We start from the raw sequence: 25,567 nt of genomic DNA, 5'->3' as shown, positions 1-25,567 counted from the left end.
AGATCTTGCGCCCGTGATGGCGGCGAACATGCTGCATCGCAGCACCCTCTCGCCGATATCGGCGGGCCAAGGCAGTGCGAAAAAATCGTCAAGAATGGACAATTCAGGCTGTTTCCTGCTGTTTTTTGGCTTTTATTAGTCGCGCCTCACGTTCCTGTTTCAAATGTGTCAACTTTTTGTGTTGCGTTGCACAATGGTGGTCCTATTCTGCGCAAGGGGGGCGCTTCCGATTGGAATGCGCCGTGAACGACGCCGCTATATTGACCGATTGGCAGTTTCGCCGTCCCGCCGGCGTATGCCGCTAATGGGAAATGCGCGCGACACCCAATTGGACGCGCTGAGGGCCATCGCCGTGACGATGGTGCTGTACTCGCATTTCTTCGCGGCCGGAGGGTCCTCGTTCTGGGGCCATATCGGCGTGCGCCTGTTCTTCGTGCTGAGCGGCTTTCTGATCACGCGACTACTGCTGGAAGCCAGAGCGGCCGCCGAATTCGAAACCGGACCGGCGCTGAAATCCTTCTATATCAGGCGGGCGCTGCGAATATTCCCGCCCTATTTCGCCGTGCTGGGTTTCGTCTGGCTGGTGGACCTGGAGCAGTCCAGAGGATCGCTGGCCTGGCATGCCCTCTATCTGTCGAATTTCTGGTACGCGGCGCAGAATGAATGGACGCCCTGGCTGCTCTGCCATTTCTGGAGCCTGAGCATCGAGGAGCAGTTCTATATCGCCTGGCCACTGATCGTCCTGCTGGCACCGCGCCAGCGCCTCGAAGCGATCTGCATCGGCGTGATCGTGCTGTCGCTGGCCTACCGGTTCTATTGGCCAATCGCGGGAACGCCCGTTTTGGCGCGCGACCTGCTGCCGCCGGCGTCGATGGATGCATTGGCGTCAGGCGCGCTGCTCGCCGCCTACCGGTCAAGAACAGCCGGCTTGCCGCAATGGCTCCGAGCTGGCTGGCCGGGGCTCGCCGCGGCGTTTTTCGTTCTGCAGTGGTTTGCGCCGGCGCCGGCAAATCCGGTGCAGGAATGGGGTCTCTGGCTGCTGTTGCAGATCCTGCCTGTCGCGCCTCTGGTGGTCATCGTTGCAAGCTGTTCAACGGGCATTGGCGGTCGCGTCGGAAAACTTCTCGAACTGCCGCCGCTGCTTGGCCTTGGCCGCATAAGCTACGGCGTCTATCTCTACCATCCCATAGTGCTGGCTCTGGTTGTCAAGTCGCAGCCCTGGATCCCGCTCAACGTCTCGGAGCAAGGGCCGGGGCGGTTCCTGGTCGCGGGAACTGCGACGCTCATGCTGGCTTCGGTTTCGTGGCTGCTTTTCGAAAAGCCGCTCAACAGCCTCAAGCGCCACTTCCCCTATGTTGCTGGAAAAGGCCCAGGCGCCATCTCGGCAGGCATGGACGTGGGCAATGCCGGATGGATCGCGGCCGGAGCATATCCGGGCAGGCCGCTTGATGGCGGCACGTCACCCTTGCCGCGCAAGCTGCACCGAACCGATCGGAGCTGATCATGGCTGCTGCTCCCTTGGTTTCCGTTCTGCTGCCGATCTACAATGCGGGACCTTATCTCGCCGCTGCGCTGGGCAGCGTCCTGCGCCAGGATTACGAGCGTCTGGAGGTTATCGCCATCGATGACGGCTCGACCGACAACTCGCTGCAGATCCTGCAGAAATACCGCCAGGCCGACAATCGCATCTCGATCATCTCACGCGAAAACCGTGGCCTGATCGCAACTTTGAACGAAGGCCTGGCCGTGGCGCGCGGCGATCTGGTCGCCAGGATGGACGCCGACGACATCGCCTATCCCCAGCGCCTGTCGCGGCAGGTCGCGCTGTTCAACCAGCAGCCTGACCTGGCTCTATGCGGCGCGGGTTTCGATACCTTGCTCGGCAACCGCATCGCCAGGGGTTCGCCCGATCCGATATTCCAGGACAATATCCTGCGAATACTGTCGATGTTCTTCACGATCTTCATGCATTCCACGGTCGTCTACAACAGGAAGGTCATCGAAGAGAGCGTTCTATTTTATGACGAAAGCTACAAGCATGCCGAGGATTTCGACCTGTTCAGACGGCTGACCGACCGCTACCCGGCGGCCATGATCCCCGAAAGCCTGATCGCCTATCGTATCCATGACGACAGCGTGACCAACAGGCACAAGCGCGAAATGCGCAGGACCCATCTGAAGATCGTCGCCGAGAACCTCGAGCGCGAAGGGCTCGCACAAGAGACGCAAGGCCTGCGCGACATCGGTGAGGTCCTGTCGATGGACACGGTTCGCCGTGCCGCCGAATGGATCCTTGCGCTGGAAGAAAGGATTTCGGCACTGCCGGCCGAGACGAGGCCGAGCTACCAGGCCGGCACGCTGAACCTGTTCTATTTCCTCTACCAGCTGATATCGGGGGAAAGGCAGCCGCTGCTGATGCACGAATTCCTGACGCGGACGGCGAAATGGAAACTCATCCGGCGGCGCGAGCAGTACGTGTTTCGGACCGGTGCCTTCGCGCCGCGCTTCAGTCTCGCCTCGATGTCGGTCACCAGGCAGGTGGATGCCCTGTCGCGGTATCTGCAGTCCGTGCCGGCCGCGGCGGTTTTGCCTTCGAACCAGTTGAGCTAGCAACGCATGTTCGTCAAATCGCACCAGCTCCAGCAGCGCGGCCACTCGACGGTGCCGGCGGCCATGTCGCCCCGGCCGCAGCACGGGCCGGCACCGGAGGTCAGCTTCATTGTCTGCACACGCGACCGCGTCACCGTGCTCGAGCCTTGCATAAAGTCGATCCAGGCCGCGTGCCGCGCCTACGCTGCCTTCTCTGCCGAACTGGTGGTTGTCGACAACGGTTCGACCGACTGCACAGCAGAGCGGCTGGCCGGCATAGCCGAACTTTCGGACATTCCGTTCACGGCCATTCGCGAGCCGCGACCCGGATTGGCGGCCGCGCGCAACGCCGGGCTGGAGCGGGCGCGGGGCCGCGTGCTGGTCTTCGTCGATGATGATTGCGCGGTCCACAAGGATTATTTGCGCGATCTGCAGCGGCACTATGCGGCCGGCGAACGGGTCATCCGCGGTGGGCGGGTCGAGATCGGCGACCCCCGCGACCTGCCGTTCACCATAAAGCGGTCGCCGGTGCGCGCGCGGCTTACCCCAGACGTCCATCCCGGCGGCTTCGTGCTTGGCTGCAACATGACGATGCACCGCGATGTTGCCGCCCGCATCGGCCGTTTCGACGAACGGTTCGGCGCCGGCGGCCCGCTGCGCTCCGCAGAGGATACGGACTATCTAGTGCGGGCGGTGCTACTTGGGATCCCGGTCGAATATGTGCCCGACATGACTATCTATCACCATCACGGCCGGCGCGACCGCAAGGCCATCGAAAAGCTGCACCGCGACTACAGCATGGGCAATGGCGGGCTTTGCCTGAAACATATCCGCCACGCGCCGTGGCTGCTTCGGCATTGCTACTGGTCGATGAGGGCGGCCTTGCGCGAACTGGTGAAAGGCCCTCTGTTCGACCGTGAACTCAAGCTGTCGCACTGGCCGATCGTCGGCATGAATTTGCTCGGGGCGGCCAAGTTCGCGGTGCTTTTGCTGGCGAAATCGCCGCAGCCGGCGCAAATGCGACAGGAGCAACAGGCAAATGCCGAGGCGAGGTGATCCGCCACCATGCGATTGATGCCGCCCAGCTTGCCGATGCTGCGCCGCGCGCTGGGGAGAAAGCAGTTGCGCCTGCTTCCTGCCGTGGTGGTGCTCGGGCTGCTCAGCGCCGCGCTTGAAGGCTTCGGCATCGGCCTGATCATCCCGTTGCTGAACATAATCATGGGGCAGCAGGGGCAGACCGGCATGGCCGGCTTTTCCGCCGTCTTCCAGCATGTCGGATCGAGCCTGAGCGAGCGCGACCGGCTGATCGTCATATCGGTCGCCATCCTCGGCTCGATCGTGCTGAAGAACCTGTTCGCTTTCGCCAACACGCTGCTGACCACCTTCATCTACGGCAAGGCGAGCCATTCGATCCGCAGCGCGCTGTCGGAGCAGCTGCTGCGGGTGGGCTACCCATTCTTCCTGCAGCAAAGCCCGGGACGGCTGCTCAACATCATCTCCAACGAATCCTGGCGGGCCTCGGATGCCATCCAGATCACGTTGGGGGCAATCGTCAATGCATCGGCCGCAATCATCCTATTGGCCTTCCTGCTGCTTCTGTCGTGGCAGATGACGCTGCTGGTCACGCTGGGGCTGGCGCTGGTCCAGGTCGCGCACGCCGTGCTGTCGGCCAATTTGAAGGCGCCGAGCCGCAGCGTCGCCTCCCGCAACAGCCAGCTCGCATCGCAGATGCTGCATCTGGTGCATGCCGGGCGGCTGATCCGCATTTTTGGCCAGGAGCAACGCGAGAAGGCGGCATTCGACCAAGCATCGGATGCGGTGCGCCGGGCGGCGTTCGTGCTTTTGACGCGTCAGGGAGCTTTGCCGCCGCTGACCGAGGTTCTGCACGCCATGCTGTTCCTGGCGGTGGTGATCGGCGCCTGGTTCGCCAATGTTTCCTTCCCGCTGATCGTCGCCTTCGTCATCCTGCTCTACAGGCTGCAGCCCTATATGCGGTCGCTGCAAATGGCCTGGAGCCAGCTGCAGGGCCTGAGTGGATCGCTTGAAGAGGTGACGTGGATGCTGGACCCGTCCGACAAGCCCCAGCCGCCGCAAGGCAACAGCCCATTCCCCGGGCTCAGCCAAGGCATCAAGTTCGAAGACGTCACCTTTACCTATTCCGGTTCGGAACAGCGCGCGGTGGTGCTGCATGCGGCGAGCTTCGACCTCCGCAGCGGCCGCTCGACCGCGCTGATCGGCCGGTCGGGCGCCGGCAAGACGACGATCGTCAATCTTTTGTGCCGCTTCGTCGAACCGGATAGCGGCAGGATTCTCGTTGATGGATCGCCTCTGGACCGCATCGACCCCAGCCAATGGCGAAAGCACATCGCGCTCGCCAGCCAGGAGCTGGAGCTGGTCGACGGCACGATTTTCGACAACATCATCTACGGCCAGGACGCGGCCTCGGCCGATGACGCCGAGCGCGCGGCAAAACTGGCCGAAGCGCATGGCTTCATCGAGCAACTGCCGCAGGGCTACCGGACGGTCGTCGGCTATCGTGGCGTCAATCTCTCGGCGGGACAGCGGCAGCGGATCGCGCTGGCCAGAGCCCTGGTGCGCGATCCCAATATCCTCATCCTCGACGAAGCCACCAATGCGGTGGACGGCCTGTCGGAAGCTGCAATCGTCGAGACGCTCAAGTCGCGCGCCGGCCGCCGCACCACCATTGTCATCAGCCATCATCGCAGCACCGTTTCGTTCTGCGACGACGTCGTGATCCTGAGCCACGGCCGCGTGAAAAAGCAGGCGCCGTTCGCCGCGCTTGCGACGCTCAGCATGGACGAGCTTTACCAGCACGAGGCGCTGGAAGGCTGAGGGCGACCCCGCTGCGTGCGCGCGCTGGGAGGTCGTCTCGGATGTCAAGCCAGGTCAAGCATCTCAGGGGCGAGGAAGACCTCCGCCTACGTCTCTACGGGATTTCTGGGATGATGAGTGATCCCGAGCTTACCCGCTTTCCATCTGGAGCGTACAGAACCAAGGGTCCGCCTGCCAAATCCAGCAATGGCAGGCGGACCCTAATCAGCGCATGAAGGGACTGATTCTGCGCCGATGTCTCCTCGAGGAGGTGACGCCATCAACTGAAGACGGGCGCAGTTGTTCCCGATGCCGGCCGTACACAAGACCATTGCGCAGGCAGGTCAGACTTAGGTCCCTGTAAACGCGCATCGCTGGCTGGAGTGAACATCGGATCGGCTCGGTGGTAGCGAAACTTCGGCCGGAGATAGATGCAGCCATTGGGTTCCGGGGCATGACCGGCTCGGCGCTGATCATGGGCGGCGATCGATCCCCGCACGACTGATGCCGAGGGGCGCTTGCAGTCCTGCGGAATACGCATCCACCGGCGCCAGTGAAGTTGTCCAAGCGGTACCGGCTCAGCGGTCGTCAAGCTGTTGCTAATATGCAGCACAGGCAGCGCTCTATGAACGGCGTCGCTTGGAACCGCTACCTCCGACCAACCGTTAGTGTCACAATGACAAACCAAAAAGTGAGGCTGATGATGGACCCGCTGCAAAACAACACGTTGGAGATCTGGTGTCTTGCGGCCGTTCCGCTGTCGCTGCTCCTTACGGTGTTATTAGCCGGACTTATCCTTTAGCCGGACCCAACGAGGCCGGCTGCGGACCGGGGCCTGGAAGATGAAAATGCCGGCTATTTAGGCACGCTAGGCGTCGCGGACACCCGTAGCACCAGGCTGTGGCAGCCTTTCCAACATTGCCATCATAATCGGCTCTTTCGACCGGTCCGGTCGGCGGCGATTGCTCGCAGGCCCGTTGCGAGGGCGAGCATGCGAGCTCGTACGTTTTTTACACAATCTCTGATTGGTGGACTCGCCCGCCGCCATCGACGTTAATTTTGCGTTAGCGACAGGAGGGGGGAGATCGCTAAAGGGAGGAAGAAAATGAAAGAAAACTACGATCTGACGATCGACTACGACGACGAACCTTACGACAACAAGCCTTATGATCTAGCCACATTCGCAAGGAAGCACGGGCTCAACATTCGAGCCGCCGAGCTTCTTCTTTTCGCCAAAGGCCCGTCTCGAGCGGCCTGCGATGCCGCGGCGAGGGCTTTTCTCGCGGCGGTAGCCGCACAAGCTATGAGACAATCGGCGCGGTAGGTCTCACAAAGCCATTGCTGACACGGCCTGCCGTGTCAGCAACCCAACGGACAGCGCTGGAAATTCCAGGCCGTTTCCAACAAGATGCCTGAGCATCCGGGAACGGCCTGAAATGTGCAATCTCTACAACATCACGACCAGCCAGGAGGCCATCCGCCAGTGGACCCGCGCCTTGCGCGACATCCTCGGCAATCTCGAACCCTCCATCGACATCTATCCCAACCAGCCCGGCCCGGTAGTGCGCAACGCGCCGGACGGCGAACGCGAATTGGCCAATCTGCTGTGGGGCATGCCGACGCCACTGGAGCGGGTCAAGGGCAAGGCCGACTATGGCACCACCAATGTCCGCAATCCGCAATACGGCCATTGGCAGCAATATCTCGGCATCGAGAACCGCTGCGTCGTGCCTGTCACCAGCTTTGCCGAGCCCAGCCCGACGCCCGGCGACAAGGACCCCGGGACCGGCATCCAGCGCAACTACTGGTTTGCACTCGGCGGGGACCGCCCGCTGTTCTTCTTTGCCGGCCTGTGGACGCGCTGGCATGGCCTTCGCAAGGTCAAGGACGGCCCCGCCGATCACCAGGTCTATGGCTTCATGACGACCCAGCCCAACGCGCTGATCGCGCCGATCCACGAGAAGGCGATGCCGGTGATCCTGACCACGCCGGAAGAAACCGAGACCTGGCTGACGGCGCCATGGTCGGAGGCAAGGCACCTGCAGCGCACGGCGCCCGATGATGCGCTGGTGATCGTCGACAAGCCTGCGACACAGATCACGTTTCCGCAGCAGGCGCCGGCGCAAGGCTCGTTGTTTTAGCGCTTGAATTTCTGCAGCACCCAGATGTAGCCCTTGGGCGGATGGTCCTGGTCGATGAACTGCATCTTCACCGTCGTGTCCTTGCGGCTGCATCGTTTGCACCTGAACCTGATCGCTTCCAGCGGCTTGCTCCAGCCCACCACCTGGGCCACGTCATTCGCCCTGAAGCGTCCGACATGGTAGCAATGGCCGCACTCCACGATGAGCAGCATGTTGGCCTTGGCGGCACGCCCAACGCTGTCCATCGGCTCGGCCATGGCTCATTTCCGGGTCGAGTAATCCTCGGGCAGCGGAAGCAGGCCAAGCTCCGCCATCCGGTAATCGGGCTCCTTCTCCGCGACGCTGGCCAGCACCTCGTGCAATTTCTCGACAAGCCCGCAAAGCTGCCAGAACAGCTCGCCATGCGCCTTCAAATGCAGCTGCGACGACAGCACCGTCCGGCGCAGGCTCAAAGCGTCCCTGATGATCGCCTCCGCATCCCTCGCCGACAGCCTGTCGAACCGGCTTTTTCGTCTGCCCATCGCGGCTCTCCTCGATTTGTGAGCAACCGCCCCACCTACTGACAAATAGGAAGGCATTCAGTATATTGTACTTTGCGTACCCACCAGAGAGGTGGTACCTTGCTGAGCGTTCCGACAGGAATCGGGCGGGCAGTTTGGCCACGCGCATTGTTTGGCGGCCCGCTCGCGGGAGAGCGATGGGTGCGGCACATTTACATAGATGAGTCAGGAACCAGTTCGCGAGAACTGGTTGCCGTCGTGGCCGGCGTCATCATCGATGTAGATAAGGACTATAGGGGTGTCGTAAGTTCAATTGAAAGAGTGAAGCGGCATCACCTAGGTGATAACTATGACCGTTGGTTTCATGCCGCTGATATTTTTGCCGCCACTGGCGATTTTGAAAAACTAAGTGGATGGACAAGACAAGAAAGGGTTATTTTTATCCGCGACATGATTGAAGTCTGTAATTTTCACGCGATACCTGTGGCTGTTTCTTGGATGCACAAAGATGCCACGGTTGGCATTCCAACAAAAAATAGAAATACCTATCGTCATTGGTCGGCATTCTGTGCGTGTTTTGTGGTAGTCGATAAATATATAGGGAACAATTTCCCAAATGAACACGCTTCAATAAAGGCCGAAAGCTGCGATCACATGAAAAAATACCTCGATTTCGCCTTGGCTGATGTTAGGAGAATTTCTCCTAAGCCGGATTCATGGATATACCAAAGGCAGATAACTAATATAGTGGATGACATTCAATTTCTCAGGAAGGGCCAAGCTCCACTGTTGCAATTGGCAGACGCCTATAGTTGGGGATTTAGGGCATATATGACGGCGCATCCGCATACAGACGAGCTTTACCCCGCGTTGTTCGCAAGCAAAGACTCGCCGATACCAGATCGCAGGAGCGAACTTATTGGAACATCTATTTTAATTCCCATATTTGTTCCTAATCCCGACGCGTCGCAGCTAGCTACATGAATTGTAAGCGCGCGCCATCCGGTGCACGCTTTTATGGGTTATTCTCCGTAATCCTTACTCCTTTACCTGACGTACCCAATTGGGTGAATTATAAAGGGGACATAAGGAGTTACCTGGATGTCCGTCCTATCCGACCGCCACTTTCACGACGAAGCCGCCGCCTACAAGTTTGTAGAGGCCAGGATTTGGCCGAATGGCCCAGTTTGCCCGCATTGCGGCGGCTTTGAGCGTATTTCGAAGATGGAAGGCAAGAGCACCCGCATTGGCACCTACAAGTGCTACCAGTGCCGCAAGCCCTTTACCGTGAAAATCGGCACCATCTTTGAAGCTAGCCACGTCAAGCTCAACCATTGGCTACAGGCGATATTCCTTATCGCTTCGTCCAAGAAGGGCATTTCGAGCAACCAGCTTCACCGCACCCTTGGCGTGACCCTGAAGACCGCTTGGTTCATTTCGCACCGCATCCGCGAGGCCGTGCGCGACGGCAACCTTGGCCCGCTCGGTGGCGAGGGTCAAATTGTCGAGGCGGACGAAACCTATTTCGGCAACACCGCTGAGAAACCCGTGCTGCGCACCGATCGCAAGACCCCGTTCAAATTCAAGAGCCGTGGCGGCCCGTCCGGCAAGCGCGCCGTGCTTGGCCTTATCGAACGTGGCGGCTCTGTTCGCACCTTCCACGTCGCGCAGGCGACCAAGATCAACGTTGCCGAACTGGTGACTGAGAACGTTGCCCGCGAAAGCACCCTCTACACCGACGAAAACAAGTTTTATGGTGGCATGAGCGATCACTTTGCCACTCATGATTCGGTCAAGCATTCGGCTGGCGAGTACGTCCGTGGCGAGGTACATTCGAACACCATCGAAAGCTATTTCAGCATCTTCAAGCGTGGCATGCGTGGCACCTATCAGCATTGCGCCGAGAAGCACCTTCACCGCTACCTCGCCGAATTTGACTTTCGCCATAATCAGCGGGTAGCCCTTGGCGTGAATGATGAAGCGCGGGCCGATCGCATTCTTGATGGTATCGTCGGCAAGCGCCTCACCTATGAAACAACTAAAGCAAGGCGAGGCACCCTATGGCGTCTGGCGACCCTCCAAATACCGCCCGAAAGCCAAGGGGCAAAAAGGCGACAAAGCTTAGTCAGAAAGAGCAATCCGAGCGGTTTAAGGAAACCGCTCGGGAGCTTGAAGTTGACGAGAGCGGAGAAGCATTTGATAGAGTCATACTTGGAATAGCCAAACGAATTCAGCAGAAAAAAGGTGGATAGCGAATCGTCAAATCCAGTTGAACGTTGTAGCGTTTATTGACCCTTCCCAATCTTTTTCTGACAAGTCGTTTCCAATTATACTTCTAACAAATTGATCTCCGAATTCAGCTCTATTAAAGAAGCGTCTAAAACCATAAGCTACTGGGTCTGCAAGAAGTATAAGCTTGTCGTCTGATTTCTCTACGAAGTGTATGGTCGCTCTTATTCTGGAGACGCGCAATTCTGTTTCTTGCTTTATGTAGCCGAGTTTTGTTTCTTCTTCTGTGGGAGATAGATCCGATGGTGGAATAACGCGCGGAAACTGTCGGTGGAACAAAGCGCCAGCGCGAAGAAACTTCGTCATTTCCGAAGCCTGTTCCGCAACCACGGTCCCAACCTCATCAATCTGCCCATGGTCGCGTATGTGTTTGTCCGCTCGCGCAATTCACGTAGCAAAAGCCATGAAATGCTCAAACTGATGCGGCTGCATGGGGGGCTCCGACAGCGGCTCCTTGATCAAACCGCGCCTGACAATCGATAGGGTTATCGGCGCCTTCAAACGTCTCGGTAACGACATCATTGATTTTAGGAATGCTAGTCGATTCGATCGAGACCATTTTTCCCAATAATCTGGGTTGTTCCAGACGTCCTTAGCGGAATACACAAAGCCTTTCCGAAGGTCGGTCGGGACGGATTCAAGCGCCTCATTTACTGCCGCTTCCGCTCTCATTAGCTGCTTGTCAGCGTCAATAATGATACCAACAACCACAGTTACAGGGGCTGACGGTTCAGTCCCCGCCTCGTCAATGAACACAAAGCGCACGGCCTTATCCCCCCAGAGCAGCCCGCCAAATAGGGCTTTCGGCAGCAGGTTATTCATAACCTACTCCTCCGGGTACGCGAAGTACAATATGCTGAAGGCATTCCTCGCAGAGTCAATTCGCTCTTGACATTTTTGTTCCCGTTTTGTTCAAGATCAACAGAAACTAATGGAGGCATCGAAGCGACAGCACGCCGCCTCAATGCCTCTTGAAATACTGCACCTCACGTTCGTGCTTTTCGGCGGCCTCGCGGGTATCGAAGGTGCCGAGATTGCGGCGCTTGCCGGTCTTTTCGTCCTTCTTGCGCGAATAGAGGCGGTATTTTCCGTCTTTGAGTTTTCTGATCATCTGTCACTCCCCGAGCCGCTGCTTCCCCTTAAGGTTGCGCGCGGCTTGTTCGATAGCCGCCCTGTCGTTTCCCAGCCTGTCGATCAGCTCCTGCGCCTGTTCGCCCGATATGCCGGTGCGCACCGCCAGGGCCTCCACCGTCAAAACGTCGGAGCTCGCGACCTCGCGGGTTTCCGGCAGGGCATCGCCTGCCGTCAGTGGCAGGGCCGCCTCCCTGTCGATCTCGGCCTCGGCCCGGTGCCAGTGCCGCTCGGGATCGCCATGGATCCCGCCTTCGCGTTCCCAGATCTGGTATGCGCGCTCACGAATCTTGTCTTCCCGGTCGTCGCCCATGTTGATTTCTCCTTTGGGTATCGGATGAACGCCGCGCCAACCCGAACGATCCAAGAAATCTGCGTGATCGTTGGGTGGGGTCGCGCAAGGCGCTATGCACTGCGGCCGCCAGCCACCCCACGGCCTGCCTACTCGCACTGCCTGCGCGGCCCGCCCGAATACGGCTGATAGCTGTTGTCCTCCGGTCGATATGACCGGTAGCGGCTGAAGCAGTATTGCACGTGGTCGAATGAGAGCTCGGCGGCGCCGGGTTCATCCGATGGCGCGTAGCCCTCCACCGACGACGTATCGCTCGCCTCGAAATAGCTGCCGTCATCGGCGGCGCCGAGATAGGGCGAGATGCAGGGGCGCTGTTGTCCGCTGTAGGATGTGTAGTGGTTGTCGTCCGGCCTGTAGGAGCGGTAGCGGCTGGCGCACCATTCCACGTGGGCGGCGGGCAGCGTCTGCTGCTCTTCCGCTGGTGGCTGGATGGAGCCGGTCGCGGTAATGTCGGTTGTCGACGCTGCGGCGGCATCGGTGGGTTTCGAGCTGCGATCGACTTCCGAGGTGCGAACGGGGACCGGGCCGGCCGGGAGGCGTTCGAGGCGCTGCGAGGCCGGGTTCACCGGTCGCGGGTCCTTGGCCCACAGTTCGGCGACGCTGGAGACCGGGGCGGCCGGCCGTACCGGCTTGGCTATTAGAAGCCAGGTGGCGAAGGCGAGGCCGCTGGCGAATACGGCGAGCGTCAGCACGAAGCCGCCGAAGATTGCGAACAAAGCTTTCATGCCGCGCTCCTTCGCCTCCCGGTTAAGGAAATGCGGGGGCGGGGAATCCGGTTCCAGGAAAGAGCGGGGCAGGGGTCTTAGGCGGCTTTCAGTGCAGGCCGAATTCGCGCAGCAATTCTTCGCGGTAGCGCACGAAGCGGCTTTCGCTGCGCTCGCGCGGGCGGGGCAGGTCGATGTCGATCAGCCGCGCCGCGCCGCCTTTCTCCTTGGGCAGGATCAGCACCCGGTCGGCGAGGTAGATTGCTTCCTCGAGGTCGTGCGTCACCATCACCATGGTGACGTTCTCCTCGCTCCAGATGCGCGCCAGTTCCTCCTGCATGCCGATCTTGGTCATCGCATCGAGCGCGCCCAGCGGCTCGTCGAGCAGCAGGATTTCGGGCTGCACGGTCAGCGCGCGGGCGATGCCGACGCGCTGCGCCATGCCGCCCGATAGCTGCCGGGGAAAGGCATCGCTGAATTCGGCGAGGCCGACGAGCGCGATATAGAAGTGCGCCCGTTCCTCGGCCTCGGCCTTGGGCACGCCGCGCACTTCGAGGCCGAAGGCGACATTGCCGAGCACGGTCAGCCAGGGCAGCAGGCGCGGTTCCTGGAAAATCACCGCACGCTCGGCACCGACGCCGTGCACCGGCTTGCCGTCGATGGCGACGCCGCCGCTGTCGGCGGCCTCCAGCCCCGCAAGTATGCGCAGCAGCGTGGTCTTGCCCGATCCGCTGGCGCCGACGATGACAAGGCATTCACCCGAGCGGATGTCGAGGTTGAGGGTCCTCAGAACGGCGAGCGAGCGCCCACTGATGCTGAACGATTTGGACAGGTCGCGTATGCTGACCTGACCGCCGCTTGTGCTGCTCATCGCGCTCGTCTCCCAACTGGTTGGTCGGTTGCTTTTGTCAGTTGGTCTTGGTTTCGCCCGGCCGGTAGAGGATGTCCGTTGCCTTCAGCTTGCCCTTTGGCAGGCGGCCGTCGCGCTCGAGCACGCTGACCCAGAAGTCGATATCGCGGTCCGTCGCCTTGGCGCCCTGGCGCAGGCCGAAGCCGGTCCAGTAACGCGCCAGCTCGCCGTTCTCGCCGCGCTTGTCGAGGATATTTGCCAGCACCTTGCGCGCTTCGTCGGGGTTCTGCAGCGACCAGTCGGAGGCGCGCGCCGATTGTTCGACGAAATTGCGGGCGGCGTCGGGATGCGCGGCGATGAAGTCGCGCCTGAGCACGACGAAGCCGCCGGCCAGCTCGCCCAGCACGTCGGTGTCGTTGAACACGCCGCGCACGCCGCCGTTGTCCACGAGGGCGCCGGCAAACGTCGCCTGCCAGTAGCCGAGCGCCGCGATGTCGACCTGACGGGAGCGCAAGGTCTGTTCGAGCTGCGGTCCGGGCACGACGACGAGATTGGCGGCATTCGGCGGCAGGCCGACGCTGTGCAGCGCCTCGCGCACGGTGTAGTCGAGATGGGCGCCGAGCGTGTTGACGGCGATGGTCTTGCCGGCGATGTCGGCGATCGATTTGATCGGGCTGTCGTCCAGCACGTAGAAGACGCTACGCACCTTGCCGTTGATGCCGTTGCTCGGATAGGCGGCGACGAAGTCGTTGCCGCCGGAGATCGAGTTGATCACGGCTGCGGTTGCAGCCGAGCCGATATCGACGCTGCCGGAGGCCAGCGCAAACAATGATTCCGGGCCGCCGCCGGAATAGCCGACATTCTCGACCTCGATACCGAGGCCTTTGAAATAGCCGAGCTCGGCGGCCAACTCATGCGGAGAGATGCTGCCACGGCTGGCGAGTGAGCGGAACTTGACGGGTGCCGCTTCGGCAAAGGCGAAGCGCGGCAGGCCGGCGGTGAGAAGGCCGGCGGCGAAGGGCGCGCCAGCAAGCAGGGAACGGCGGGAGATTTTCATGGTCCGGGTCTTTCCTGATTTGAGTTCTGGCCTGGTTGAGATTGGTAAGGGCGGGTGGTCAGTCGACGGCATTGCTCCAGCGGCAGAGCCGGCGCTGCAGGCTGACCAGCGCCTGGTTTGCAATCAGGCCGAGGCCGGCGAGGATGACGATTGCCGCAAACATCAGCGGGATCTGGAAATTGTATTGCGCGTTCATCACCTGGAAGCCGATGCCCTTGTTGGCGCCGATCATTTCGGAAGCGATCAACAGCAGCAGCGCCGTGGTGGCGCTGAGCCTCAGTCCGACGAAGATCGACGGCACGGCGCCGGGCAGCACGACGCGACGGAAGACGGTGAGCTGCCCGGCGCCATAGACGCGGGCCATCTCCAGCAGTTTCGGATCGACCTGCTTGACGCCGCCGATGGTGTTGAGCAGCAATGGGAACAGCGTCGCCCAGAAGATGATGAACACCTTGGAGGCTTCGCCGAGCCCTAGCAGCAGGATGAAGACGGGATAGAGCGCCAGCGCCGAGGTCTGGCGGAAGACCTGCAGGATGGGATCGAGCGCGGTCTCGACCGTGCGCACCTGACCCATGAACAGGCCAAGCGGGATGGCGACCAGCACGGCGGCCGCGAAAGCGAGACCGGCGCGCTGCAGGCTGATGGCGATGTCGCTGAGCAGAGTGCCGCCGACCAGCCCCTTCCAAAGTGCCGCGACAATCATGTCGATCGGCGGCAGCACGGCCGCGTTGACCCAGCCCGCGCTGCTCGACACTTGCCAGATTGCGAGGAAAGCGATGAGGACGCCGTAGCGCGACAGGATGCGGATGCCCGCCCGGCCACCGAGGCGCAGGAAATCCGTGCCGAGGCTTGTCGTGCTGTCAGGCGTGCCGAGGCTGGCGGCCTGTTCGATGTGCTGCAAGGTCATCGGGTTGCCTCCTGCTTGGAAAATATCGGGCTTCTCGGGATTATTCGGCGGCCAGCACCGCCGAGCGGGCGGCGGTCCAGGGGTTTTCCGGCCGCCTGAGGCCGAGGTTCTCGCGTAGGGTCCTGCCTTCATAGGCGGTGCGGAACAGGCCGCGGCGCTGCAGTTCGGGGATCACCAGCTCGACGAAGTCGTCGAGCCCGCCGGGCAGCCAGGGCGGCAGGATGTTGAAGCCGTCGGCGGCTTCGTTGCCGAACCATTCCTCCAGCTGATCGGCGACCTGCGTGGCGCTGCCGATGACGGTATAATGGCCGCGGGCCGTTGCCACCCATTGGTAGAGCTGTCGGATGGTGAAGTTGTGCTCGTCAGCAATCTGGCGGATCAGCGCCTGGCGGCTCTTCATGCCTTCGGTCTCCTTGCTCGGCGGCAGTGGTCCATCGAGCGGATAGCCGGTGATGTCGAGCGTCTGGCCGGCCAGCCCGTTGAGCAGGGCGACGCCATCTTCGGGCAGGATGAGATCGTTCAGTTGCTGGTACTTGGCGCGCGCTTCTTCTTCGGTGCGGCCGACGAAGGGTGCCACGCCCGGCATGATCAGCACCTGCTCGGGATCGCGGCCGACGGCCGCCACGCGCGCCTTGATATCGCGATAGAATTCCTGCGCCGACGCCAGGTTCTGATGGGCGGTGAAGATGACTTCCGCCGAGTGGGCGGCGAGCTTGCGACCGTCTTCCGATTGCCCCGCCTGCACCACGACCGGGTGCCCCTGCACCGGGCGCGGCACGTTGAGCGGCCCTTTCACGCTGAAATGCGCTCCCTTGTGGTCGATGTCGTGGAGCTTGTCCTTGTCGTAGAAGCGCCCCGATTTCTTGTCGCGGATGAAGGCATCGTCCTCCCAGCTGTCCCACAGGGCCTTGACCGTCTCGACGTGCTCATGCGCGCGGGCATAGCGCTCGGCGTGGGCAGGCTGCGTCTCGCGATTGAAGTTGCGCGCGGTTTCGTCGCCGGCCGAGGTGACGACGTTCCAGCCGGCGCGGCCATTCGACAGATGATCGAGCGAGGCGAATTTGCGGGCGAGCGTGTAGGGCTCCTCGTAGGTGGTCGAGGCGGTAGCGATGAAGCCGAGATGCGTGGTGAGCGGCGCCAGCGCTGCAAACAGCGTCACTGGCTCGAAGCCGGCGATCTTGGCATTGCCGCCTTCGCGGGCGCCGAGCCCGACCGTCAGATTGTCGGCGAGGAAATAGGCATCGAACAGGCCGCGCTCGGCGGTCAGGGCGAGCTGCTTGTGGAACTCGAAATTGGTGGCGCCGTCGGCCGGCGCCTCGGGGTGGCGCCAGGCGGCGATATGCTGTCCGCCGCCGGGCAGGAAAGCGCCCAGTTTGATTTGCCCGGATTTGGTGGATCTGGTCATCGCGGCGTGCTCCTGGACGGATCGGAAAGGGGATCTCGGGTCAGTGGTGCGTTCAGGCGGCAAGGCCGACGCCGTAGGGCACCCCGGTTACACGGCATGCCTCGGCGACCGCCTGCCGGGCGCGGGCGTGGATGGCTTCCGACACCAGCACGCCATTGGCAAAATCCTTGTCGGAGGCGTAGATCGCGGTCGGCACGGTCAGCGCCTCGAAGAAGCCGAACAGCGGCCGCAACTGGTGCTCGACGATCAGCGAATGGCGCTCGCCGCCGCCGGTCGCGGCGAGAATGACGGGCTTGCCCCTCAGCGACGACGGATCGAGCAGGTCGAAGAAATGCTTGAAAAGCCCGGTATAGCTGCCTTTGAAAGTCGGCGAGCCGGCCACCAGGATGTCGGCGCCCAGCAGCCGTTCGACAATGTTGCGCGCCGCCGGGTCGAGGTCGCCGAGGCGCCTTGCCTGCGGCAGGGAAGCGCCGAGATCCTCGATATCGAAGACGGCCGAGGCCGCGCCGATGCTTTCGGCGGCCTGCCCGACGATGTGGCTGACGAACGCCTTGGTCTTCGAGGGCCGGGTCAAATTGCCCGACAGCCCCACCACGAGCTTTTTCGACATTCCTGGCTCCCTCTCAAGCGCTCTATTTTAAGATCTTGGGTCTAGCGATCTATGTTAAATCTAGAGAGTTTGTAGAATTAAGAGAGTGAGAAAATTTCAAAAGTAGCGCATTGGGCGAACGGAGTTTGCGGCACATCGCCCACAATTGGTTCATTCAATGCGCCGCAGCGCGCTGAAAACCCGCCACAGCGCCTTCAGCCGCGATGGCGCAGCGCGTCGGACAGAGCGCATGAAGCCGGCCGGACATATAAGGCAAGTCGCCCTCGGACGCTCCCGGCGCGACGTCGAGGAACTATGTCCCGATACCACGATCCTCGACGGCCTAGCGGTCCTCGGGGAGGATGCAAGCGAGGCACAGGCCACGGCGCTGGAGTGGCTCCGCGGCATGCAGTGAGTCAGGCCAATTTGATTCAAATCCGGCTGTGGATATTTGCTTTTGGCTAAATCGAGGCGGTCATCTTGCCGGCGGGCGGGCAACAGGGAGATGCCTATGACAAGCGACTTTGCCGCCGCACACCTGCACCTTGAACGAGCCTGCCACTATTTGAGCGGCGAGGACGAGACGAGCCGCACGGCTCGTGCGGCTCTGGATCTCCTGATCGATGCAATTGTCGCAGCGCAATACAAGCGGCCGGTGGGAGATGTTGTGGAGTTTCCAAGGCCGGCAAAGCTGGGGCAATCCGCAAGCGGGAACGGGTAGTCCAACTGGCGGCGTCCCTTGTCCTGCCGGATTTACATGAACCAGGTTGCCACCAGGCCGATCGTCGCCGAGAAGATGGCGACGGTCGTTGCCCAGCCGAGTATGTTGGTGCTGCGGCTGTTAACCTGATCGCCCATGATCCTGCGGCTGTTCGTCATCAGCATGATGAGCAGCAGCAAGGGCGGTGTCGAGAAGCCTTGAACGATGCCGGACCAGACCAGCGCCTTCATCGGATTGAAGCCGAGAAAGTTCAGGCCAGCGGCGATCGCCGTAAAAAATCCGATGGCGAGGTAAAATTTGGGCGCCTCTCGAGCCCGGGCGTGCAGGCTGTTTTTCCAGCCGATGGCTTGTGCCACGTCATAGGCAGCGCCGGTGGTCATGACAGGAACCGCTAGGAAACCGACGCCGATCACACCTGCGGCGAACAGAACGCTTGCGGCCTGGCCGGCGAGCGGCCGCAGCGCCTCCGCGGCTTGCGCGGCCGTGTCGATATCGTGATGCCCCGCCTTGTAGAGCGTCGCCCCCGTCGACAGGATGATGAAATACATGATGAGATTTGAAAACATCATGCCGATGAGGATGTCCCGGCGCGAGCGGCGGAGTTCGCTGTCGGTAGCGCCCTTCCTTTGGCTGAGCGTTGTGCGCCCCTGGGCAATCTCCTCCTCCACCTCCTCATTGGACTGCCACGTATAGAGATAGGCGGACAGCGTCGTGCCGATGATGGCGACCAGGATCGACAGGAACTCGCGATTGAATTCGATCCTGGGGAGCAACGTCCCGCGCAGCACCGCCGCGGCGTCCGGCTTGGCCAGAATGGCGGCACCGACATAGGCGAGCAGCGCCAGCGCCAGCCAGCGAAAGATGTTGCGGATCAAAGTATAGGAGCCGAAAACCTGGAGGGCGAAGATGAGGGCGGCGACGAACAGCACGATCAGCGGAATGGGAAGCGGCACGAATATGTTGATCGCCGCCGCCATTCCACCAAGATCCGCCGCTGCCTCGATGGTGTTGCCGACGAGCACACCCAACAGCACCGACCAGAGCAGCCACCGCGGGTAGAAGTCCTTGATGACGTGGAACAATCCGCGCCCCGACACCTGGCCGAGCTTCGACGACAGATAGACAACCGCGTACATCATCGGCAACGTCACCGGGGCCGTCCAGAGCAGGTCGGGTCCGAAACGGGCGCCGGCACTTGCATAGGTGCCTATTGCGGAACAATCGTCGTCGGCCGCCCCTGTTATCAGTCCGAGGCCGAGCGCTCGTCCTATGCCGCCTTTGCCCTCCTTCGGTGGGATGGAATGATCGGAACCGGCCTGCCTCATTGCGACGGGACCGGGTTGCGAACGAAAGACGCGGCCTGCCATGCAATAATGGTAAGGATCGGTCGCGGCGCTGGTCTCATTTTGCTTCCTTCAACAACTTGCCCAAACCCGGCGTGCCATGACTTGTTCCGCGACGACCGGACAGGGGTTTTGTCTCAGGCAAAAAAGTTCGGGTTGACCGCTTCCGAACGCGAAGCGACTATCCGTTCGAGGCGAAGATCGCAGGAGGAAATGCAATGGACGAGCCCGGTCAGTGGCGCCACATGTCGAGCGCGCCAAGGGACGGCAGCAGAATCCTTGTCACGGTTCGGCCGTCCGAGCAGGGTCCGGCCGAGGTCGACATGGCTTACTGGGCCCGCGCCGATCAGTTCGGCAGCGAAGGCTGGCGCGCCTCCGACTCGTCTCCAGGACGCATCGTCGAATATGCCGAACCCGAACTGAAGTGCTGGATGCCGCTGCCGTCGGCCAATCTCAGCAAGGGATCGATGCCGAGCCCCTGGGAGGGCGAAGATGTGCCGCTGGTGGATGGCTCCGGGATATGAGCTAGCGGGAAGGTAGTTTTGATCGCTGGCGGGACAACGCCTCCCTCTGTCCTGCCGGATATCTCCCCCACAAGGGGGGAGATAGGCAGCTTCACTGTCGGCCCTCAGAACAGGAATGCAGCTGTAGCGGGGTTCGGGCCGGTGCGGCCGTCGGGCGAATCCATGCCCCGGATAAGCTCGAGGTCCTTTGCTTCGAGCTCGAAATCGAAGACATCGAAATTGGCGGCGATGCGGTCCTGGTGGATCGACTTTGGAATGACGATCAGCCCTTCCTGAAGGTGCCACCTGACGATCGTCTGCGCCACCGACTTGCCGTGTTTCCTGGCGATACTTTCAAGCGTCGGATCGCTCAACAGCCGGCCGCTGCCCAGCGGGCTCCAGCTCTCAATGCGGATGTTGTGCCTGTCGTGGAATTCACGTTTGTCACGCTGCTGGAAGCGGGGGTGGAGCTCGATCTGGTTGACGGTCGGCGTGACGCCGGTCTCGCCGATGATCCGTTCGAGGTGGTCCTGGTTGAAATTCGAAACGCCGATCGACTTGATCCGGCCTGATTGCCTGAGTTCGATCAGCGTCTTCCAGGCCTCGACATATCTGTCCTGGCTGGGCACCGGCCAATGGATCAGGAACAGGTCGATCTGTTCGATGCCGAGCTTGCTCATCGTCTCGTCGAAGGCGCGCAAGGCGGCGTCGCGCTGATGCGCGCCATTGCGCAGTTTCGAGGTGATGAACAACTCGCTTCTCGGGACGCCGGCCGAGCGGATCGCCTGCCCGACACCTTCCTCGTTCTGATAGCCTTCGGCGGTGTCGATCAGCCTGTAGCCGGCCTCGATTCCCCAGCGCACCACCTTGGCGGTGATGGCTGGATCGACCTGCCACACGCCGAGGCCGATTTGCGGAATGGCGGAGCCGTCGTTCAATCTGATTTGTTCAGGTCTAGTCAGTGTAATCTGTTCAGGCATGTTCAGGTCCTTCTGCATCGTTCCGCCCGGCGCAGGCTCTATCTAGTCTGAATGGCCGCCAAAGCCAGTCGATATCAGGAGAATGTGAGGAGAGGGACGTGAAGCGCTGATCCTCCGCTTCGGGCCGACAGCTCTCTGCGACCCACGGACTCCAGGGAACTCTATACAGGACGACCCCACTATCGCGGATTCTGTGGTATTCTGTGGACGATCCGAGGAGGCGACTGCGTTGACCAACAGCTTGGAAGCCGAAGGGGCAAGAGACTGGTCGCCCCTGCTGGTCGCGGCAGAACAAGGCGATGCGGAGGCGGTTCGATCGGAATTGGCGGCTGGCGCCGACATCAATCAGTCGGACGACGGCGGCTGGTCTGCACTTCACCTTTCAGCCCTCAATGACCGCACAGCTGTGGTGGAGGCGCTGATCGAAGACCCGGAAATCGACGTGAATGCCAGAAACAAGTGGAAGAGCACGCCCTTGAGCCTTGCGGCGGCCAAGGGACATTACGCGTGTATCTCTGTCCTCGTGAGACACCCCCAAATAGAGATCAACGCGCGAGCTGACTACTACGGCAGAACGGCTCTTATCGAGGCGGCGAAGAACGGGCATCTCGAAGTCGTCAAGTTGCTCGTGGAGAATGGCGCGGAAGTAAATCTGACCGACAAGACGGGGAGAAACAACGCGCTCATCGAGGCTATCAAGGGGCGGCACTACGAGATCGCGGAATACCTGCTGGATTCTGGGAAAGTGAGCTTTATCAACAAAGAGATGAGGCTAAACGCCCTGATCTGGGCTGGCAGCTGCCACAACCCTCAGCTTATCGAAAAGCTGGAAGCCGCGATCCACAGTTTCTTCGACGGCAAATAAGGGCCTCGCCCTTATTGTCGCGGGGCGCGTCCGCATCTCCCGTCACGTCGACTCGCTGGATGGCGCAAACGGCCCCGTGGCGCTTCATATAAATTATTCAACCAAATGGTTGACTATCTCAAAGCGTGCGTCTATATTCAACTACATGGTTGAATTAGAGACACCCCAGATGGACGCGGTTTTTCACGCCCTTGGCGACGCCACCCGGCGGCACATGCTTCGCGATCTCGCCGATGGCGAGAAAACGGTAAGCCAGCTGGCGGAACCCTTCGCGATGTCGCTCGCGGCGGCCTCCAAGCACATCAAGGCGCTGGAGAACGCAGGGCTTATTCGTCGAGAGGTGAGGGGCCGCACGCATCTGTGCCGACTAGCCCCTGGACCGCTGGCCAGCGCCCATCAGTGGCTCAGCTTCTACGAGCGCTTCTGGACCGGTCGTCTCGATGTTCTCGAACGCCTTCTTCGCGAAGAGGACGCACGCAAAGCCCAGAATGAGTCCAGGAAATCGCCCAACCCGAAAGAAGGAGACGAGCAATGAACCAGATGAGAAGCATCGACGCCTATGGCGCGCTGAGCGAGGCCGCCACGTTCACCATCCAGCGCCTTTTGCCCGGACCCATCGAACGCGTCTGGGCCTATCTCACCGAGAGTGACTTGCGCCGGCAATGGATGGCCGCGGGCCAGATGGAAATGAAGGCCGGCAGCTCGTTCGAATTGGTCTGGCGTAACGACGAGCTGACGGACCCGCCTGGCCAGCGCCCCGCGGGCTTTCCCGAAGAGCATCGTATGGAGGGCCGGATCACCGAACTCGATCCGCCGCGCAAGCTTTCCATCACCTGGGGAAACACCGGCGGCGTCTCCTTCTTGCTGGAGGCGAAGGGTAGCGATGTGCTGCTCACCGTCGTTCATCGCCGCCTGCCGGAACGTGCAATCCAGCTCAACATCACCGCCGGCTGGCACATACACCTCGACCTGCTGGCCGCCCGCCTGGCGGGCAAGACGCCGACCTCGTTCTGGGACGGCTGGAGCCGCCTGCGGGAAGAATACGACCGCCGTCTGCCGGCCTGATGCAACTCGCGGCGGCTATCCCTGAGGTCGCCGCCAGCAACACGAAGCAACGCTGAACCGATGAAACGTGCTTGCATCCCGCAAGCCTGATGGAGGAAGTCATGCGCAAATTGATCGCTGGAATGAAGATTTCCGTCGATGGCAAGATGGAGGGGCCCGAGGGTTACGCCGATTGGGTCGACGCGTGGTCGGACGAATACGGCCTGACGCCGCAAATCGATGCCTGCCTGCTTGGCAGCGTCATGTATGCCGGCTACGAGCGCTACTGGAGCGCCATCCAGAACGAGCCCGACAAGCCGCTGCCGATGACCGGCAAATTGCCGAAGCCGGCCGAGTTAGAATGGGCCCGCTTCGCCGCGCAGACCCCGCATTATGTGCTGTCGAACACAATGACTTCGGCGGCCTGGCCAAAGACGCGCTTCGTGCGGAATTTCGAGGATATCGCTGCGTTGAAACAGCAGCCCGGCAAGGGCATCTACCTTATGGGCGGCGCCCGAATTACCGCAAGCCTTATCGATGCCGGGCTGGTCGATGAACTCAGGCTGATCGTCTATCCGCTGCTTGCCGGTGAAGGAAAGGCGCTGTTTGGGACGGCGAAAAATCGTCGTGGGCTCGAACTGCGCAAGGTCGAGCGGCTGTCGGATGGCCGCGTCGGGCTGGTCTATGGGATCGGCTAAAGCGCGTCGCGTTCGATCGGCCTCATGCGACGCGCTTTTTGCGCGGCATGCATTAGCGCCAAGGTCAGGCAACGACGCCGCGGCAGGCCCAGGCGACATTGGCAAAGGACCTCGGGCCGTCGGGCCGGCCGGCCTCGTAGGCGTCGCGCATGGCGGCGTCGGTGCGCGCCCGCTCTTCCGGGTCGAGCGTGGCCACATACTTACCGAGCGGCCCTTCGCCGGCGGCAATCGGCGCCCAGTAATCCTCGAAATTTTGGTAGTCCATGCGGATCATCAACTGGGTTTCCGTAACGTCGCGGAGACCCTGTTCGACAAAGGTCCGTTTCATTTCACCCGGCTGCATCATCGGCTGCGTGCAATAGCGGGCACGCAGCTGGCGTCCGCCTTCACTGAGCACCGCCACCGTGTCGATCATCATGCGCATCCCCGGCATGCCGCCGAGATGGTCCCATACCGTCGCCGCGACGACGCCGCCCGGCCGCACGACGCGGCGCATCTCGGTGACTGCCTTGCCGGCTTCGGGCACGAAATGGAGCACGAGCAGGGCCAGGGCACGGTCGAACGCGCCATCCTCAAAGGGCAGGGCGCAGGCATCCGCCTGACGGATTTTTATCCGCGGATCGGTGTTGCGCCGGATTGCCTCCTCGACGAAAACGGCCGAAAAGTCGATCGCCGCGACCTCACCGAGGTCAGCGGCCTTGGCGAGCGCGAAGGTCAGACTGCCGGTGCCGCAACCGACGTCGAGGATCTTTTCGCCGTCCTTGAGGCCCGCGAAGCCGATGAACAGCGGCGCAAGCTTTTGGCTCCAGCGGCCCATGAGCTGCTCATAGCCGGCAGCATGGTGAACGTTGAAACTTGAAGTCATCGAACCCTCCCTTAGCATAAGCTAAACCTCGACACAGCGATTGCCAAGACGGGCGAGCATTCGTCCCACCTTGGGCCGGCCGTTGGCGAAAGCTAACTTACGGATGCCGGGTTGCTTCGTGGATTGAGGCCCCGCGTCGGCCTCGATTAGCCTCAGCGAGTTATTCGGCCGGCAGCCCGCGACGTTTCAATTCGCTGGGCGGCACCGGATCTCCGACACGGAAGCCGAAGGAAATGACTTTCGTCGCGTCCGGATCGACCTCGCAACGAAAGCTCAGATCGTACCACTGCCCGTTGACGGGAAAGGGTGCACTGGCGACGTCAAGGACCGTGCCCTCCTTCAACCGATACTTGGGAATGCTATCAAAAAAATAGGGGGGCGAGGCGTGGAGCAACTGCCCGCCGAGTTCCGTGGCGCAGAGCTGCCCGACCCGTTCGCCGCGCGGCAAAGCAGCCATTGCGATTGTCGCTATCGGATCACCGGTTACTGCTTCCGAGAACAACGTCTTGGCTTGCTGAAGCTTCAAGGGTTTTTGCTCCTTGGCGACATCCGCTGGCTTGGGCTTCGGCGGCGGTGATGCGCCAGGCGACGGAGCCTGGTCTTTCCCCTCGACCGCTGTCACGGCAGGTGGCTGTGCAAGATCCTGGTTACTGGGAACTTGCGGCGCTGGCGGTTGTTCCGAACCATCCTCCGCACTGTTGCCGTCCAGAGACTTGCGAGGACCGGCGTCCTTCTCACCGAATTGGAAGACAGGTCTCTGCGCGGTGACCTCACGGCTCGTCGGCGTCTCGACCTTGGCTTCCGGCTGCTTTTCCGGCTTGGGCGGTTCAGCGGGGGACGGAGGTTTGGTTTTTTCCGGCGGTTTAGGCGGCGGCACGATATCAACTGCGATGGGCTGCTCCTTCTGCGGCTGCGGGGGCGACAGCGGCAGTGCGGACAAAAGAAGCGCGGCGGCGAGCAAATGCACGACCGCGGAGGCAGGCAAGGCCCACCCGAATACCCGGCGCTGATCCCGTATGTCGTCTCTCATTGTGACCGGTGTGTGGAATGAAATATTGGCGGCATCAAGCATCGATGCCGCCAGACGTCGAAATAACCTGTTGCGAATCGAAAGTCGGCGGCTGCAATGCGGCGCGGCATCCAATCGTGTGGCGTCGGCGTCCGCGCAGGGGACCGGGCCAGCAGCGCATGCATCAAGTCGT

The 25,567-nt window shown here is 61.4% G+C and carries 28 protein-coding genes and 1 pseudogene; 13 read left to right on the top strand and 16 right to left on the bottom strand.

Features of this window, described 5'->3' with window-relative positions:
* Positions 1-304 precede the first annotated feature (304 nt).
* The 6 genes from NKH28_RS19995 to NKH28_RS19970 all read left to right on the top strand — a co-directional run bounded on the left by NKH28_RS19995 (position 305) and on the right by NKH28_RS19970 (position 7,562).
* Entirely contained in the window at positions 305-1,501 is a 1,197-nt protein-coding gene (locus tag NKH28_RS19995) for an acyltransferase family protein (protein ID WP_352980231.1), read from the top strand.
* A 2-nt stretch (positions 1,502-1,503) separates the two neighbouring features.
* Positions 1,504-2,610, top strand: coding sequence for a glycosyltransferase family 2 protein (locus NKH28_RS19990; protein WP_352980170.1), 1,107 nt, complete (start codon positions 1,504-1,506; stop codon positions 2,608-2,610).
* 6 nt (positions 2,611-2,616) lie between these two features.
* Complete coding sequence (locus tag NKH28_RS19985) at positions 2,617-3,645, top strand: glycosyltransferase family 2 protein (protein ID WP_502906646.1); 1,029 nt, start codon at positions 2,617-2,619, stop codon at positions 3,643-3,645.
* Between the two features lie 9 nt (positions 3,646-3,654).
* Positions 3,655-5,442: an ABC transporter ATP-binding protein gene (locus NKH28_RS19980; protein ID WP_352980168.1), complete on the top strand. Its 1,788-nt coding sequence runs from the start codon at positions 3,655-3,657 to the stop codon at positions 5,440-5,442.
* Between the two features lie 1,084 nt (positions 5,443-6,526).
* Complete coding sequence (locus tag NKH28_RS19975; RefSeq protein WP_292659780.1) at positions 6,527-6,745, top strand: hypothetical protein; 219 nt, start codon at positions 6,527-6,529, stop codon at positions 6,743-6,745.
* A 112-nt stretch (positions 6,746-6,857) separates the two neighbouring features.
* Positions 6,858-7,562: an SOS response-associated peptidase gene (locus NKH28_RS19970; protein WP_352980166.1), complete on the top strand. Its 705-nt coding sequence runs from the start codon at positions 6,858-6,860 to the stop codon at positions 7,560-7,562.
* Here the strand turns inward: NKH28_RS19970 and NKH28_RS19965 are convergent.
* Positions 7,559-7,819, bottom strand: a complete 261-nt coding sequence (locus tag NKH28_RS19965) for a hypothetical protein (protein WP_352980164.1) — start codon at positions 7,817-7,819, stop codon at positions 7,559-7,561. The two genes, NKH28_RS19970 and NKH28_RS19965, sit on opposite strands and share 4 nt — an antisense overlap.
* 3 nt (positions 7,820-7,822) lie before the next feature.
* Positions 7,823-8,083, bottom strand: coding sequence for a hypothetical protein (locus NKH28_RS19960; RefSeq protein ID WP_254819421.1), 261 nt, complete (start codon positions 8,081-8,083; stop codon positions 7,823-7,825).
* A gap of 180 nt (positions 8,084-8,263) precedes the next feature.
* On the opposite strand from NKH28_RS19960, the gene NKH28_RS19955 reads away from it, so the two are divergent.
* Together NKH28_RS19955 and NKH28_RS19950 are read left to right on the top strand one after the other, a co-directional pair.
* Positions 8,264-9,046, top strand: a complete 783-nt coding sequence (locus tag NKH28_RS19955; protein ID WP_352980162.1) for a DUF3800 domain-containing protein — start codon at positions 8,264-8,266, stop codon at positions 9,044-9,046.
* A 117-nt stretch (positions 9,047-9,163) separates the two neighbouring features.
* Positions 9,164-10,105 (top strand): annotated as a pseudogene (locus NKH28_RS19950) (IS1595 family transposase); the annotation flags it as partial.
* Positions 10,106-10,321: 216 nt separating this feature from the next.
* Here NKH28_RS19950 and NKH28_RS19945 read toward each other — a convergent pair.
* The 11 genes from NKH28_RS19945 to NKH28_RS19895 form a co-directional block, all read right to left on the bottom strand.
* The gene (locus NKH28_RS19945) at positions 10,322-10,657 is read right to left on the bottom strand and encodes a hypothetical protein (RefSeq protein ID WP_352980160.1); all 336 of its coding nucleotides are present in this window, start codon (positions 10,655-10,657) and stop codon (positions 10,322-10,324) included.
* 81 nt (positions 10,658-10,738) lie between these two features.
* Positions 10,739-11,173, bottom strand: a complete 435-nt coding sequence (locus NKH28_RS19940; RefSeq protein ID WP_352980158.1) for a hypothetical protein — start codon at positions 11,171-11,173, stop codon at positions 10,739-10,741.
* Positions 11,174-11,312: 139 nt separating this feature from the next.
* Positions 11,313-11,462 carry a hypothetical protein gene (locus NKH28_RS19935; RefSeq protein WP_023677295.1) on the bottom strand — a complete coding sequence of 50 codons (150 nt, stop codon included), beginning with the start codon at positions 11,460-11,462 and terminating at the stop codon, positions 11,313-11,315.
* 3 nt (positions 11,463-11,465) lie between these two features.
* A complete protein-coding gene (locus NKH28_RS19930; protein ID WP_287286361.1) occupies positions 11,466-11,795 on the bottom strand; it encodes a DUF2934 domain-containing protein in 330 nt (109 codons plus the stop codon).
* Between the two features lie 128 nt (positions 11,796-11,923).
* Complete coding sequence (locus NKH28_RS19925; protein WP_352980156.1) at positions 11,924-12,559, bottom strand: BA14K family protein; 636 nt, start codon at positions 12,557-12,559, stop codon at positions 11,924-11,926.
* A gap of 88 nt (positions 12,560-12,647) precedes the next feature.
* Positions 12,648-13,409 (bottom strand): ABC transporter ATP-binding protein, encoded by a 762-nt coding sequence (locus NKH28_RS19920; protein ID WP_352980154.1) that lies wholly within the window; start codon positions 13,407-13,409, stop codon positions 12,648-12,650.
* 37 nt (positions 13,410-13,446) lie between these two features.
* Positions 13,447-14,445, bottom strand: coding sequence for an ABC transporter substrate-binding protein (locus NKH28_RS19915; protein WP_352980152.1), 999 nt, complete (start codon positions 14,443-14,445; stop codon positions 13,447-13,449).
* Between the two features lie 58 nt (positions 14,446-14,503).
* On the bottom strand, positions 14,504-15,352 hold the full coding sequence (locus NKH28_RS19910; RefSeq protein WP_352980150.1) for an ABC transporter permease: 849 nt from the start codon (positions 15,350-15,352) through the stop codon (positions 14,504-14,506).
* Positions 15,353-15,392: 40 nt separating this feature from the next.
* On the bottom strand, positions 15,393-16,757 hold the full coding sequence (locus NKH28_RS19905; protein ID WP_352501263.1) for an LLM class flavin-dependent oxidoreductase: 1,365 nt from the start codon (positions 16,755-16,757) through the stop codon (positions 15,393-15,395).
* A 52-nt stretch (positions 16,758-16,809) separates the two neighbouring features.
* Positions 16,810-17,367, bottom strand: coding sequence for an FMN reductase (msuE, locus tag NKH28_RS19900; protein ID WP_023677302.1), 558 nt, complete (start codon positions 17,365-17,367; stop codon positions 16,810-16,812).
* A gap of 732 nt (positions 17,368-18,099) precedes the next feature.
* Positions 18,100-19,392, bottom strand: coding sequence for an Nramp family divalent metal transporter (locus tag NKH28_RS19895; protein ID WP_352744138.1), 1,293 nt, complete (start codon positions 19,390-19,392; stop codon positions 18,100-18,102).
* Positions 19,393-19,628: 236 nt separating this feature from the next.
* Here NKH28_RS19895 and NKH28_RS19890 point away from each other — a divergent pair, with 236 nt between their 5' ends.
* Positions 19,629-19,934, top strand: coding sequence for a hypothetical protein (locus tag NKH28_RS19890; protein WP_023677305.1), 306 nt, complete (start codon positions 19,629-19,631; stop codon positions 19,932-19,934).
* Positions 19,935-20,038: 104 nt separating this feature from the next.
* Here the strand turns inward: NKH28_RS19890 and NKH28_RS19885 are convergent, their stop codons facing one another.
* The gene (locus NKH28_RS19885; RefSeq protein ID WP_352980148.1) at positions 20,039-20,893 is read right to left on the bottom strand and encodes an aldo/keto reductase; all 855 of its coding nucleotides are present in this window, start codon (positions 20,891-20,893) and stop codon (positions 20,039-20,041) included.
* A gap of 229 nt (positions 20,894-21,122) precedes the next feature.
* Between NKH28_RS19885 and NKH28_RS19880 the strand changes: the two genes are divergently transcribed.
* From NKH28_RS19880 to NKH28_RS19865, 4 genes are all read left to right on the top strand, one after another.
* Entirely contained in the window at positions 21,123-21,758 is a 636-nt protein-coding gene (locus NKH28_RS19880) for an ankyrin repeat domain-containing protein (RefSeq protein ID WP_352980145.1), read from the top strand.
* A gap of 145 nt (positions 21,759-21,903) precedes the next feature.
* The gene (locus NKH28_RS19875) at positions 21,904-22,293 is read left to right on the top strand and encodes an ArsR/SmtB family transcription factor (RefSeq protein ID WP_352980227.1); all 390 of its coding nucleotides are present in this window, start codon (positions 21,904-21,906) and stop codon (positions 22,291-22,293) included.
* Entirely contained in the window at positions 22,290-22,823 is a 534-nt protein-coding gene (locus NKH28_RS19870) for an SRPBCC family protein (RefSeq protein WP_352980143.1), read from the top strand. Before NKH28_RS19875 ends, NKH28_RS19870 begins: the two co-directional genes overlap by 4 nt.
* 101 nt (positions 22,824-22,924) lie before the next feature.
* The gene (locus tag NKH28_RS19865; protein WP_352980141.1) at positions 22,925-23,500 is read left to right on the top strand and encodes a dihydrofolate reductase family protein; all 576 of its coding nucleotides are present in this window, start codon (positions 22,925-22,927) and stop codon (positions 23,498-23,500) included.
* A 64-nt stretch (positions 23,501-23,564) separates the two neighbouring features.
* Here NKH28_RS19865 and NKH28_RS19860 read toward each other — a convergent pair whose 3' ends face one another.
* Complete coding sequence (locus NKH28_RS19860; RefSeq protein ID WP_352980139.1) at positions 23,565-24,365, bottom strand: class I SAM-dependent methyltransferase; 801 nt, start codon at positions 24,363-24,365, stop codon at positions 23,565-23,567.
* Between the two features lie 160 nt (positions 24,366-24,525).
* A complete protein-coding gene (locus NKH28_RS19855) occupies positions 24,526-25,437 on the bottom strand; it encodes a DUF930 domain-containing protein (RefSeq protein ID WP_352980137.1) in 912 nt (303 codons plus the stop codon).
* Positions 25,438-25,567: the final 130 nt, after the last annotated feature.

The sequence above is a fragment of the Mesorhizobium sp. M1227 genome (genome assembly GCF_040318315.1).
GTDB lineage: Bacteria > Pseudomonadota > Alphaproteobacteria > Rhizobiales > Rhizobiaceae > Mesorhizobium.
Note: the sequence above shows the minus strand (reverse complement) of the source record. Positions and strands in the feature narration are given on the sequence as shown.